7 protein-coding genes and 3 rRNA genes are annotated in these 12,929 nt (G+C 64.5%); 9 read left to right on the top strand and 1 reads right to left on the bottom strand.

Annotated features, from left to right (window positions below; genetic code table 11):
- Positions 1 to 417: 417 nt before the first annotated feature.
- The 4 genes from PGB26_RS07805 to PGB26_RS07820 all read left to right on the top strand — a co-directional run bounded on the left by PGB26_RS07805 (position 418) and on the right by PGB26_RS07820 (position 5,893).
- Positions 418 to 1,942: ribosomal RNA gene (locus tag PGB26_RS07805) — 16S ribosomal RNA — on the top strand.
- 353 nt (positions 1,943 to 2,295) lie between these two features.
- Positions 2,296 to 5,402: ribosomal RNA gene (locus tag PGB26_RS07810) — 23S ribosomal RNA — on the top strand.
- Between the two features lie 108 nt (positions 5,403 to 5,510).
- Positions 5,511 to 5,627 (top strand): 5S ribosomal RNA (gene rrf / locus PGB26_RS07815).
- The 16S, 23S and 5S rRNA genes sit together here, the layout of an rRNA operon.
- A gap of 131 nt (positions 5,628 to 5,758) precedes the next feature.
- Positions 5,759 to 5,893, top strand: coding sequence for a hypothetical protein (locus PGB26_RS07820; RefSeq protein WP_271637080.1), 135 nt, complete (start codon positions 5,759 to 5,761; stop codon positions 5,891 to 5,893).
- 61 nt (positions 5,894 to 5,954) lie between these two features.
- Here the strand turns inward: PGB26_RS07820 and PGB26_RS07825 are convergent, their stop codons facing one another.
- Positions 5,955 to 6,743: an IclR family transcriptional regulator gene (locus PGB26_RS07825; protein ID WP_271637081.1), complete on the bottom strand. Its 789-nt coding sequence runs from the start codon at positions 6,741 to 6,743 to the stop codon at positions 5,955 to 5,957.
- A 51-nt stretch (positions 6,744 to 6,794) separates the two neighbouring features.
- Between PGB26_RS07825 and hutH the strand changes: the two genes are divergently transcribed.
- The 5 genes from hutH (at position 6,795) to PGB26_RS07850 (ending at position 12,912) form a co-directional block, all read left to right on the top strand.
- Complete coding sequence (hutH, locus tag PGB26_RS07830; protein WP_271637082.1) at positions 6,795 to 8,336, top strand: histidine ammonia-lyase; 1,542 nt, start codon at positions 6,795 to 6,797, stop codon at positions 8,334 to 8,336.
- On the top strand, positions 8,329 to 10,020 hold the full coding sequence (gene hutU / locus PGB26_RS07835) for a urocanate hydratase (protein ID WP_442922975.1): 1,692 nt from the start codon (positions 8,329 to 8,331) through the stop codon (positions 10,018 to 10,020). The genes hutH and hutU overlap by 8 nt, the downstream gene beginning before the upstream one ends.
- The gene (gene hutI, locus PGB26_RS07840; protein WP_271637083.1) at positions 10,017 to 11,243 is read left to right on the top strand and encodes an imidazolonepropionase; all 1,227 of its coding nucleotides are present in this window, start codon (positions 10,017 to 10,019) and stop codon (positions 11,241 to 11,243) included. Before hutU ends, hutI begins: the two co-directional genes overlap by 4 nt.
- The gene (locus tag PGB26_RS07845; RefSeq protein WP_271637084.1) at positions 11,240 to 12,145 is read left to right on the top strand and encodes an arginase family protein; all 906 of its coding nucleotides are present in this window, start codon (positions 11,240 to 11,242) and stop codon (positions 12,143 to 12,145) included. Before hutI ends, PGB26_RS07845 begins: the two co-directional genes overlap by 4 nt.
- A gap of 122 nt (positions 12,146 to 12,267) precedes the next feature.
- Entirely contained in the window at positions 12,268 to 12,912 is a 645-nt protein-coding gene (locus PGB26_RS07850) for an NAD(P)H-binding protein (protein WP_271637085.1), read from the top strand.
- The last annotated feature ends 17 nt before the right edge of the window (positions 12,913 to 12,929 follow it).

A 12,929-nucleotide genomic window follows, 5' to 3' on the forward strand; every position in this document is an offset into this window, starting at 1 on the left:
GCTTCGGTTTCTGGTGCGGGTCTTTGGCCCGGGGAGTGTGGTCATCCCTGTCGGGGTTGTCGATTTGACAGTCTGGTCGGATGGGTTAGGCTGGAGAAGTTGCCTCGGAAGCGAGGCGCGGATCTGGTCCTGGTCCTCTCGGCGTGTCGGTTTGACAGTCGGGCCGGGATGGATAAGATTGTGAAGTTGCCCTGCGCTTCTCGCCCTGTTGGGGTGGGTGTGCGGGTGCGTCCGATCCTTGAGAACTCAACAGCGTGCACTTGTCAAATGCCAAATTATCCTCGTCCAACCCTTGTGGGGGTTGGTTGAGAATTCCTTTGGATCAATTTATATGAATGTCAGCAATGATGTTCGTCTCTTTTGGTCAGTTTCAAACTCGCTGCATGGTCGTTTTCCCGATTGTGTATGCATTTCTTTTTTACGGAGAGTTTGATCCTGGCTCAGGATGAACGCTGGCGGCGTGCTTAACACATGCAAGTCGAACGATGAAGCCCAGCTTGCTGGGTGGATTAGTGGCGAACGGGTGAGTAACACGTGAGCAACCTGCCCCTGACTCTGGGATAAGCGCTGGAAACGGCGTCTAATACTGGATATGTCCCGTCACCGCATGGTGTGCGGGTGGAAAGATTTTTCGGTTGGGGATGGGCTCGCGGCCTATCAGCTTGTTGGTGAGGTAATGGCTCACCAAGGCGTCGACGGGTAGCCGGCCTGAGAGGGTGACCGGCCACACTGGGACTGAGACACGGCCCAGACTCCTACGGGAGGCAGCAGTGGGGAATATTGCACAATGGGCGGAAGCCTGATGCAGCAACGCCGCGTGAGGGATGACGGCCTTCGGGTTGTAAACCTCTTTTAGCAGGGAAGAAGCGAGAGTGACGGTACCTGCAGAAAAAGCACCGGCTAACTACGTGCCAGCAGCCGCGGTAATACGTAGGGTGCAAGCGTTATCCGGAATTATTGGGCGTAAAGAGCTCGTAGGCGGTCTGTCGCGTCTGCTGTGAAATCCCGAGGCTCAACCTCGGGCTTGCAGTGGGTACGGGCAGACTAGAGTGCGGTAGGGGAGATTGGAATTCCTGGTGTAGCGGTGGAATGCGCAGATATCAGGAGGAACACCGATGGCGAAGGCAGATCTCTGGGCCGTAACTGACGCTGAGGAGCGAAAGGGTGGGGAGCAAACAGGCTTAGATACCCTGGTAGTCCACCCCGTAAACGTTGGGAACTAGTTGTGGGGTCCTTTCCACGGATTCCGTGACGCAGCTAACGCATTAAGTTCCCCGCCTGGGGAGTACGGCCGCAAGGCTAAAACTCAAAGGAATTGACGGGGACCCGCACAAGCGGCGGAGCATGCGGATTAATTCGATGCAACGCGAAGAACCTTACCAAGGCTTGACATACACGAGAACGGGCCAGAAATGGTCAACTCTTTGGACACTCGTGAACAGGTGGTGCATGGTTGTCGTCAGCTCGTGTCGTGAGATGTTGGGTTAAGTCCCGCAACGAGCGCAACCCTCGTTCTATGTTGCCAGCACGTAATGGTGGGAACTCATGGGATACTGCCGGGGTCAACTCGGAGGAAGGTGGGGATGACGTCAAATCATCATGCCCCTTATGTCTTGGGCTTCACGCATGCTACAATGGCCGGTACAATGGGCTGCGATACCGTAAGGTGGAGCGAATCCCAAAAAGCCGGTCCCAGTTCGGATTGAGGTCTGCAACTCGACCTCATGAAGTCGGAGTCGCTAGTAATCGCAGATCAGCAACGCTGCGGTGAATACGTTCCCGGGTCTTGTACACACCGCCCGTCAAGTCATGAAAGTCGGTAACACCTGAAGCCGGTGGCCTAACCCCTTGTGGGAGGGAGCTGTCGAAGGTGGGATCGGTAATTAGGACTAAGTCGTAACAAGGTAGCCGTACCGGAAGGTGCGGCTGGATCACCTCCTTTCTAAGGAGCACTGCAGGACTTCGGTTCTGACAGAGCCGGATTCACACCGAATGTGTGTGACCGGAGCTCATGGGTGGAACATTTGACATGCCGTCAGCGCAGCTGGCTTTGCTTAGTACGGTCTTTCGGGATCTGGAACGGTGGGGTCGGGGAGCGGGGCGGCTGCACGCTGTTGGGTCCTGAGGGACCGGGCCGGCCGTTTGGTCGAACCGACTCCTCGTGGCCCTTACTTCTGTTGCCGGTTGGCAGGGGGAGAAAGGGACCGCCCGTACTTTGAGAACTACACAGTGGACGCGAGCATCTTAAAGAAAACCGGGTCAGGCCTTTTCCTGGGTCTGACCTATCTCATGTGATTTCAAGTCTTTAAGAGCAAACGGTGGATGCCTTGGCATCTGGAGCCGAAGAAGGACGTAGCAATCTGCGATAAGCCTCGGGGAACTGATAAGCGAGTTTTGATCCGAGGGTGTCCGAATGGGGAAACCCCGCCAGGCGTTTGTGCGACCTGGTGACTCCCGCCTGAATATATAGGGCGGGTAGAGGGAACGTGGGGAAGTGAAACATCTCAGTACCCACAGGAAGAGAAAACAACAGTGATTCCGTGAGTAGTGGCGAGCGAAAGCGGATGAGGCTAAACCGGGTGTGTGTGATAGCCGGCAGGCGTTGCATGCCCGGGGTTGCGGGACTCTTTTGAACATTCTGCCGAGTGTTCGACGTGATGTGACGATATAGACGAACCGTCTTGAAAGGCGGGCCATAGTGGGTGCCAGCCCCGTAGTCGAAATGTTGTGCGCAGCGTGAAGAGTATCCCAAGTAGCACGGGGCCCGAGAAATCCCGTGTGAATCTGTCAGGACCACCTGATAAGCCTAAATACTCCCAGATGACCGATAGCGGACAAGTACCGTGAGGGAAAGGTGAAAAGTACCCCGGGAGGGGAGTGAAATAGTACCTGAAACCGTTTGCTTACAAACCGTTGGAGCCTCCTTAGCAGGGGTGACAGCGTGCCTTTTGAAGAATGAGCCTGCGAGTTAGTGATATGTGGCGAGGTTAACCCGTGTGGGGTAGCCGTAGCGAAAGCGAGTCTGAATAGGGCGTTTTTAGTCGCATGTTCTAGACCCGAAGCGAAGTGATCTATCCATGGCCAGGTTGAAGCACGTGTAAGAGCGTGTGGAGGACCGAACCCACTTAGGTTGAAAACTGAGGGGATGAGCTGTGGATAGGGGTGAAAGGCCAATCAAACTTCGTGATAGCTGGTTCTCTCCGAAATGCATTTAGGTGCAGCGTTGCGTGTTTCTTGCCGGAGGTAGAGCTACTGGATGGCCGATGGGCCTCACCAGGTTACTGACGTCAGCCAAACTCCGAATGCCGGTAAGTGAGAGCGCAGCAGTGAGACTGTGGGGGATAAGCTTCATAGTCGAGAGGGAAACAACCCAGACCACCATCTAAGGTCCCAAAGCGCGTGCTAAGTGGAAAAGGATGTGGAGTTGCTTAGACAACCAGGAGGTTGGCTTAGAAGCAGCCACCCTTGAAAGAGTGCGTAATAGCTCACTGGTCAAGTGATTCCGCGCCGACAATGTAACGGGGCTCAAGCACGCCACCGAAGTTGTGGCATTGACATTTTTGGTAGGCCTTCGTGGTCCAGCCGTGTTGATGGGTAGGAGAGCGTCGTGTGGCGAGTGAAGCGGCGGTGGAAACCAGCCGTGGACGCCACACGAGTGAGAATGCAGGCATGAGTAGCGAAAGACGTGTGAGAAACACGTCCTCCGGAAGACCAAGGGTTCCAGGGTCAAGCTAATCTTCCCTGGGTAAGTCGGGACCTAAGGCGAGGCCGACAGGCGTAGTCGATGGACAACGGGTTGATATTCCCGTACCGGCGAAGAACCGCCCCAGTCAATCCAGTAATGCTAAGTGTCCAAAGCCGGACATCGAACCCTTCGGGGTTCACCGTCCGGTGGAGCACACGACCCTATGCTGGTGCGGCTAGCGTATTAACAGGTGTGACGCAGGAAGGTAGCCCAAGCCAGGCGATGGTTGTCCTGGTGCAAGTGCGTAGGCCGAGTCATAGGCAAATCCGTGACTCATACAGGCTGAGACACGATGCGGATAAAAAGTGGGTGATCCTATGCTGCCGAGAAAAGCATCGACGCGAGGTTCAAGCCGCCCGTACCCCAAACCGACTCAGGTGGTCAGGTAGAGAATACCAAGGAGATCGAGAGAATCGTGGTTAAGGAACTCGGCAAAATGCCCCCGTAACTTCGGGAGAAGGGGGGCCACCCGCTTATACGGATTCACTCCGAAAAGGGCGTGGTGGCCGCAGAGACTAGTGGGTAGCGACTGTTTACTAAAAACACAGGTCCGTGCGAAGACGCAAGTCGATGTATACGGACTGACGCCTGCCCGGTGCTGGAAGGTTAAGAGGACCGGTTAGCCGCAAGGCGAAGCTGAGAATTTAAGCCCCAGTAAACGGCGGTGGTAACTATAACCATCCTAAGGTAGCGAAATTCCTTGTCGGGTAAGTTCCGACCTGCACGAATGGCGTAACGACTTCCCAACTGTCTCAACCGCGAACTCGGCGAAATTGCACTACGAGTAAAGATGCTCGTTACGCGCAGCAGGACGGAAAGACCCCGTGACCTTTACTACAGCTTGGTATTGGTGTTCGGTGTGGCTTGTGTAGGATAGGTGGGAGACTGTGAAGCCGTGACGCCAGTTACGGTGGAGTCATTGTTGAAATACCACTCTGGTCATATTGGATATCTAACTTCGAACCGTGATCCGGTTCAGGGACAGTGCCTGGTGGGTAGTTTAACTGGGGCGGTTGCCTCCCAAAAAGTAACGGAGGCGCCCAAAGGTTCCCTCAACCTGGTTGGCAATCAGGTGGCGAGTGTAAGTGCACAAGGGAGCTTGACTGTGAGACTGACAGGTCGAGCAGGGACGAAAGTCGGGACTAGTGATCCGGCAGTGGCTTGTGGAAGCGCTGTCGCTCAACGGATAAAAGGTACCTCGGGGATAACAGGCTGATCTTGCCCAAGAGTCCATATCGACGGCATGGTTTGGCACCTCGATGTCGGCTCGTCGCATCCTGGGGCTGGAGTAGGTCCCAAGGGTTGGGCTGTTCGCCCATTAAAGCGGTACGCGAGCTGGGTTTAGAACGTCGTGAGACAGTTCGGTCCCTATCCGCTGCGCGCGTAGGAAGTTTGAGAGGATCTGACCCTAGTACGAGAGGACCGGGTTGGACGAACCTCTGGTGTGCCAGTTGTTCCGCCAGGAGCACCGCTGGTTAGCTACGTTCGGGATGGATAACCGCTGAAAGCATCTAAGCGGGAAGCCGGCCTCAAGATGAGACTTCCATACCCCTCGGGGTGAGAGGCTCCCAGCCAGACGACTGGGTTGATAGGCCAGATGTGGAAGCACGGCAACGTGTGCAGCTGACTGGTACTAATAAGCCGATGACTTGATAACACCTCTTCTGCGAGATGAACGCGTCCACTTTGTGGTTCTCGACGTACGGTCGGAACCAAACAACACACTCCACGCGAGTGATGTTGCCGATGAACATGTCAATAGTGTTACGGCGGCCATAGCGTGAGGGAAACGCCCGGTCACATTCCGAACCCGGAAGCTAAGCCTCACAGCGCCGATGGTACTGCAGGGGGGACCCTGTGGGAGAGTAGGACACCGCCGGACTTCTTCTGTGAAAGAGCCACCCATAGTCGGGTGGCTCTTTTGCGTTAACGGTGCATGATTTGACTTCCCCTGGGGGCGGGCTATGGTCGGTGGTTACCGAACCCGCCAGCCGAAAGAGGGGAAGCGAGTCCATGTCTGGAAAGACACCGCAATCACGAGCCGGGAAGAAGGCACCCCAGCTCTCGCTCAAGGAGAAGAGAGCCGAGAAGCGCGCCAAGCGCGAACCGGAGTCCTTCATCAAACCGCGCAAGGGCGCGTCGGGCTGAGTCCCGATCGTCGAGGGCGTCGTGGATGCTGCATCTGGCAGCCCACGGCGCCCTTCGTCGTTCATCGACGGTCGTAGCCGAGCCTGGTCTGCAGCGTGCCGGCGGCGTGCAGCACCTCGGCGGCCTCAGGTGCCTCCTGCCGGTCCTCCCACGTCACGGCTACCGCCGCGATCGGCCAGTCGGCGTGGTCGTGCACGGCCGCGGCCACAGATCGGAAACCCGGGGTCACCTCTCCGTCTTCCGTGGCCACTCCTGCTTGCCGTACCTGGCGCAGCACCTCGCGCAGCTCGGAGGGCCGGACAGGTCCGCGGCCCGTCCGATCGGTGAATGCCGCGGCATCCGGATACAGCGCCCGCACCTGAGCGGCGGGCAGCGCCGCCAGCATCGCGCGGCCGGTGGCCGTCAGATGCGCAGGCAGCCGCACCCCGACGTCGGTCACCAGGGCGGGACGCCGAGCGGCGCGCTCCTCGACGATGTAGAGCACGTCGCGCCCGCTCATCACCGCCAGATGCGCGCTCTCGCCCACGCGGTCTGCGAGAGCGGCGAGGATCGGCCTGCCGAGCCGTGCCAGCGGCTCCTGCCTGGCATAGCCTCCGGCGAGCTCGAACGCACTGGTGCCCAGCCCCCAGCGGCGCTCCTGCGGGAGGTGCACCACGAAGCCGTGCTGCTCGAGGGTGGCAAGGAGGTGATAGATCGTGGAGCGCGGGATCGCCAGCTCACGCGCCAGCGCTGTCGCCGCGATCGGCGCGGGGCGCCGGGCGAGGTGCTGCAGAATGCGCAGCGTCTGGTCTGCGGCCGGCACCTGCGGGCGGCGGATGCGGGCATCCGGACTGTCTGGGATCACAGACATAGTCTGGCACTGCGGCACCCGCCTGGGGCGGCGACGGTGTGGAATCGAGACATGCAGCATTCCTCTCCCGCGGTCGTCGGCGCGGCGCCCCTGTCTCCCGCCGATGTCGTGGCCGTCGCCCGTCACCTCGCCCCCGTCGCGATCGCCGAGTCTGCGCGGGCCCGCGTCGCCGCAGCCCGCGCCGTCGTCGACGGCATGGCTGCAGACCCCGAGCCGCACTACGGCGTCTCGACCGGCTTCGGCGCTCTCGCCACGACCTTCATCGCTCCTGAGCGCCGCCGGCAGCTCCAGGTCAGCCTGATCCGCTCGCATGCCGCCGGCACCGGGGCGGAGGTCGAGACCGAGGTCGTGCGCGCGCTTCAGCTGCTGCGGCTGCAGACCCTGGCATCCGGTCACACGGGTGTGCGACCCGTCGTCGTCGACACGTACGCGGCCATGCTCAACGCACGCATCACGCCCGTCGTGCGCGAGTACGGATCCCTCGGCTGCTCAGGCGACCTCGCCCCGCTCGCCCACGTGGCACTGGCATCGATGGGGGAAGGCGACGTCCGCGACGCCGAAGGTACGCTCATGCCCGCCGCCGACGCTCTCGCGGCCGCCGGAATCGATCCGCTCGTGCTCGTCGAGAAGGAGGGGCTCGCGCTGATCAACGGCACCGACGGGATGCTCGGGATGCTGCTGCTCGCGCTCGACGACCTCGAGACCCTCGTCACGACCGCCGACCTCGCGGCCGCGATGTCGATCGAGTCGCAGCTGGGCACAGACGCCGTGTTCGCCGCCGACCTGATGGCGCTGCGCCCGCAGGCGGGTCAGGGCGCCTCTGCGGCGAATCTGCGGGCGTTCCTCGGCGAGTCGCCCATGGTGCACAGCCACAAGGGTCCGGAGGACGGGCGCGTGCAGGACGCGTATTCGCTGCGCTGCTCGCCGCAGGTACACGGTGCTGCGCGCGACACGATGGCGCACGCCGCCGTCATCGCGGGACGCGAGCTGGCATCCGTGGTCGACAACCCGGTCGTGACCGCCGACGGGCGCATCGAATCCAACGGCAACTTCCACGGGGCGCCCATCGCCGCGGTGCTCGACTTCCTCGCGATCTCTGTCGCGGACGTGGCATCCGTCTCCGAGCGGCGCACCGATCGCGCGCTCGATCCCGCGCGCAGTCACGGCCTCCCTCCCTTCCTCGCACACGAGGTGGGCGTCGACTCCGGCCTGATGATCGCGCAGTACGCCGCCGCCGGGATCGTCTCCGAGCTCAAGCGCCTGGCCGTGCCGTCATCGGTCGACTCGATCCCCTCGTCCGCCATGCAGGAGGACCATGTGTCGATGGGCTGGTCGGGGGCGCGCAAGCTGCGTCGCGCCATCGACGGCCTCACGAGAGTGCTCGCGATCGAGATCCTCACCGGAGCCCGCGCGCTCGACCTGCGCGCGCCGCTTCAGGCCGGGCCCGCGACGGGCGCCGTCCGGGACCTGATCCGCACCGTGGCCGCCGGCCCCGGACCCGACCACTTCCTCTCACCCGACATGGAGGCCGTGACCGAGCTCGTCCGCTCGGGCGCGGTACTGCGCACCGCGAAGGAGCACGCGAATGTCTGACCTCACTCCGCATGCCACGATGCACGATCCCGCGCGTACCGTCCGCGCCGCTCGGGGTGATCAGCGCACGGCCAAGAGCTGGGGCGCGGAGGCCGCCAAGCGGATGCTGATGAACAACCTCGATCCCGAGGTCGCCGAGCACCCCGAAGACCTCGTCGTCTACGGCGGCACGGGGCGAGCAGCGCGCAGCTGGGAGGCGTACGACGCGATCGTGCGCACCCTCGACGAGCTCGAGCCCGACGAGACCCTGCTCGTGCAGTCCGGAAAGCCCGTCGGCGTGTTCCGCACGCATGAGTGGGCACCGCGCGTGCTCATCGCCAACTCCAACCTCGTCGGCGACTGGGCGACCTGGCCCGAGTTCCGCCGGCTCGAGTCGCTCGGCCTGATGATGTACGGCCAGATGACCGCTGGGTCGTGGATCTACATCGGCACCCAGGGCATCCTGCAGGGTACCTACGAGACCTTCGCCGCGGTGGCCCGCTCGCTGGGCAGGGACTCGCTCAAGGGCACTCTCACCCTCACCGGCGGCGCCGGCGGCATGGGCGGCGCCCAGCCGCTCGCGGTCACCCTCAACGAAGGCGTCGTGCTGATCGTCGACGTCGACGAGTCGCGCCTGTCGCGCCGCGTCGATCACGGCTACCTCGACGAGTACACCACCGATCTCGATGCCGCGGTCGCCCGGGTCGTCGCGGCGAAGCAGGCCGGCGAGGCGCTGTCGGTGGGCGTCGTCGGCAACGCGGCCGAGGTGTTCCCCGAGCTGAAGCGCCGTCAGGATGCCGGTGAGCTGGCGATCGACGTCGTCACCGACCAGACCAGCGCCCACGACCCGCTCGCCTACCTGCCGATCGGTGTCCCGATCGAGGACTGGAAAGCCGAGGCGGCGCGCGACCCCGAGGCGTTCACCCGGCGCTCACGCGAGTCGATGGCCGCGCACGTCGCCGCCATGGTCGCATTCCAGGACGCGGGGGCGGCCGTCTTCGACTACGGCAACTCGATCCGCGCTGAGGCGCAGCTGGGCGGGTTCGACCGCGCGTTCGACTTTCCCGGCTTCGTGCCGGCGTACATCCGCCCGCAGTTCGAAGAGGGCCGGGGGCCCTTCCGCTGGGCCGCTCTGTCGGGCGATCCCGAAGACATCTACAAGACCGACCGCGCGATCGCCGAGCTGTTCCCCGAAGACAGGGCCCTGCACCGCTGGCTCGACAAGGCGGGCGATACGGTGCACTTCGAAGGCCTCCCTGCGCGCATCTGCTGGCTCGGCTACAAGGAGCGCCACCTCGCCGGACTGAAGTTCAACGAGATGGTCGCGTCGGGCGAGCTCTCGGCGCCGATCGTGATCGGGCGCGACCACCTCGACTCGGGCTCGGTCGCATCGCCCTACCGGGAGACCGAGGCCATGAAGGACGGCTCCGACGCGATTGCCGACTGGCCACTGCTCAATGCGCTGCTGAACACGGCATCCGGCGCCAGCTGGGTGTCGCTGCACCACGGGGGCGGCGTCGGCATCGGGCGCTCGATCCACGCCGGCCAGGTATGCGTCGCCGACGGCTCGGAGCTCGCCGCGCAGAAGCTCGAGCGGGTGCTGACCAACGATCCCGGCACCGGTGTCATGCGCCATGTCGACGCCGGCTACGAGCACGCGCGAGACATCGCCCGGGAACGCGGACTCAAGGTGCCGATGCTGTGACCACCACGCTCATCACCGACATCGGGGAGCTCACGACAAATGTCGGCGCTTCGACAGGCTCAGCGGCCCAGGCAGGCACCGGGGCGCAGCCGATCGGGCCTAGGAACCTGTCGAAGGGGATCATGCGCGGCGCGGCCGTCCTCGTCGAGGACGACTCGATCTCGTGGGTCGGCCCCTCGTCCGAGGCGCCGTCAGCCGACGCGATCGTCGACGCCGGCGGCCGCGCCGTCATCCCCGGCTTCGTCGACAGCCACAGCCATCTCGTGTTCGGCGGCGATCGGGCGGCCGAGTTCGAGGCGCGCATGGCGGGGCAGAGGTACGCCGCAGGCGGCATCCGCTCCACGGTCGCCGATACCCGCGACGCGAGCGACGGCGAGCTGCGGGCGCGAGTTCGCGGGTTCGTCGACGAGATGCTGGCCCAGGGCACCACGACCGTCGAGATAAAGAGCGGTTACGGTCTGGACGTCGAGACCGAGGAGCGTCTGGTGCGTCTCGCCGCCGAGGTCACCGACGAGGTCACGTACCTCGGCGCGCACGTCGTGCCGGCCGAGTACGCCGACCGTGGCGACGACTACGTCGACCTGGTGATCGGCGAGATGCTGGATGCCTGCGCCCCGCACGCGAAGTGGATCGACGTGTTCTGCGAGACGGGCGCGTTCACCGTCGCGCAGTCGCGGCGGGTGCTCGAGGCGGGCATCGCCCGCGGGCTGAGGCCGCGGATGCACGCCGGCCAGCTCGGCCCCGGCGACGGTGTGCGGCTGGCGGTCGAGCTCGGAGCGGCGTCCGTGGACCACGGCACGTACCTGACCGACGACGACGTCGCCGCCCTCGCCGCATCCGACACCGTGCTCACCCTGCTGCCGGGAGTGGAGTTCTCGACCCGGCAGCCGTACCCCGACGCTCGTCGCCTGATCGATGCGGGTGTCACGGTCGCCATCGCCTGCGACACGAATCCCGGCTCGAGCTTCACCTCGTCGATGCCCTTCTGCATCGCGCTCGCCGTGCGCGAGATGGGGATGACGCCGGCCGAAGCAGTCTGGGCGGCGACCGCCGGGGGAGCGGCCGCGCTGCGGCGCTCGGACGTCGGCGTGATCACTCCCGGCGCACGGGCCGATCTCGTGCTGCTGGACGCACCGACCAGCGTGCACCTCGCGTACCGACCGGGGGTGCCGCTCGTGCGGCAGGTGTGGAAGGACGGCGTGTCCGTCTGGCGGAAGGGATGAGCATGGCACTCTCGCACGACGAGCTCTGGCCCCGCGCCGGGTCGTGGCCCGCGGCGAAGCCGGGGGAGAGGGCGGATGCCGCGCTGATCGGCATCCCGACCTGGCGCACCTCGCTGTCGCCGACCGGAGCCCACGCGACGCCCGCGGCGATCCGCGATGCGCTGCCGCGCTACAGCGCGGCGGTGATGGGGCCGCCGGTGGTGGATCTGAATCAGGCCCTGCGAATCGTCGACGCCGGCGACGTGCGCGAGCCCGACGGCGACGATGGCGTGCAGCGCGCCGTCGAACGCGTGCACGAGCTCGCCGGGCAGGCGCGGCTGGTCATCGCGCTCGGCGGTGACAACTCGCTCACGTACCCGGTCGCCAGGGGCGCCGCAGCCGACGCCCTGATCACGCTGGACGCGCACTTCGACCTGCGCGAGGGCGTCTCGAACGGCTCCCCGGTGCGCCGCCTGATCGAGGACGCCCCGGTCGGCGAGCGCATCGCCCCGGCCCGCATCGTGCAGATCGGCATCGCCGACTTCGCGAACTCGGCCGCATACGCGCATCGCGCGGCCGAGCTCGGCATCCGGGTGATCACGCTCGACGAGGTGCGCGCGAAGGGCATCCCCTCGGTGGTGGCCGACGCGCTCGCGATCGCGGGGGCGGGATCGCGCATCCATCTCGACATCGACGTCGACGTCGCCGACCGGGCCGTCGCGCCGGGTTGCCCGGCCAGCGTGCCCGGCGGCCTCGCCGCATGGGAGCTGCGCGCTCTGGTGCGCGCGATCGCCTCGGACGCGAAGGTGGTCAGCGCCGACATCGCCGAGGTCGACGCCACAGCCGATGCCGACGACGCCCGCACCGTGCGGCTCGCCGCGCTGTGCGTGCTCGAACTGCTCGCGGGCCTCGCCGCGCGCTAGCCGGGCCCGTCGCGAGACTTCTCTTCCAGCACGAGGCTTGACGTCTGAGTGTCAGTCTCATACCGCAGCGGAAGTGTCGCTGAGCGGACCCCGCCCTCGCCGAAGCGGCGTACGGTGGAGGCATGGCTCGAATCGTGATCTTCGGCGGCCACGGAAAGGTCGCCCTGCTGCTCGCCCCCCTTCTCTCTGCCCGCGGTGACGAGGTGACCGCCGTGATCCGCAACCCCGACCACGTCGACGACGTGCGTGCGGCCGGTGCGGAGCCGGTCGTGTTCGACATCGAGCAGCAGGACCAGGCGGCGATCGCCGAGCTTCTCGCCGGTCACGACGCCGTGGTGTGGTCGGCGGGCGCCGGCGGCGGAGACGCCGCTCGCACCCGCGCGGTCGATCGCGACGCCGCGGTGCGGTCGATGGACGCAGCGGCGGAGGCCGGTGTGCGCCGCTACGTGATGGTGTCGTACTTCGGCGCCTCGCGGGAGCACGGGGTTCCGGCCGACAACCCCTTCCACGCCTATGCCGAGGCGAAGGCCGCCGCAGACGAGCACCTGCGCTCGTCCGAGCTCGACTGGACGGTGCTGGGACCGAGCGCGCTCACCCTCGAAGAGGGCACCGGGCGCATCGATGTCACCTCGAGCGAATCCGATCAGGTCTCGCGCGCGAACGTGGCGGAGGTCATCGCACAGGTGCTCGTCGACGACTCGACGGTCGGCCGCACCATTCTCTTCAACGACGGCGAGACGCCGATCGCCGAGGCGGTCGCGGCCTGACGCTGCCCGGCGACGCG

The sequence above is a fragment of the Microbacterium sp. nov. GSS16 genome, assembly GCF_028198145.1.
In the GTDB taxonomy this organism is placed as follows: domain Bacteria; phylum Actinomycetota; class Actinomycetes; order Actinomycetales; family Microbacteriaceae; genus Microbacterium.

Coding starts and splice junctions, on each gene's coding strand:
- PGB26_RS07820 (WP_271637080.1), top strand. CDS start 5,759: ATGTCTGGAAAGACACCGCAATCACGAGCCGGGAAGAAGGCACCCCAG.
- PGB26_RS07850 (WP_271637085.1), top strand. CDS start 12,268: ATGGCTCGAATCGTGATCTTCGGCGGCCACGGAAAGGTCGCCCTGCTG.
- hutH (WP_271637082.1), top strand. CDS start 6,795: ATGCAGCATTCCTCTCCCGCGGTCGTCGGCGCGGCGCCCCTGTCTCCC.
- PGB26_RS07845 (WP_271637084.1), top strand. CDS start 11,240: ATGAGCATGGCACTCTCGCACGACGAGCTCTGGCCCCGCGCCGGGTCG.
- PGB26_RS07825 (WP_271637081.1), bottom strand. CDS start 6,743: ATGTCTGTGATCCCAGACAGTCCGGATGCCCGCATCCGCCGCCCGCAG.
- hutU (WP_442922975.1), top strand. CDS start 8,329: ATGTCTGACCTCACTCCGCATGCCACGATGCACGATCCCGCGCGTACC.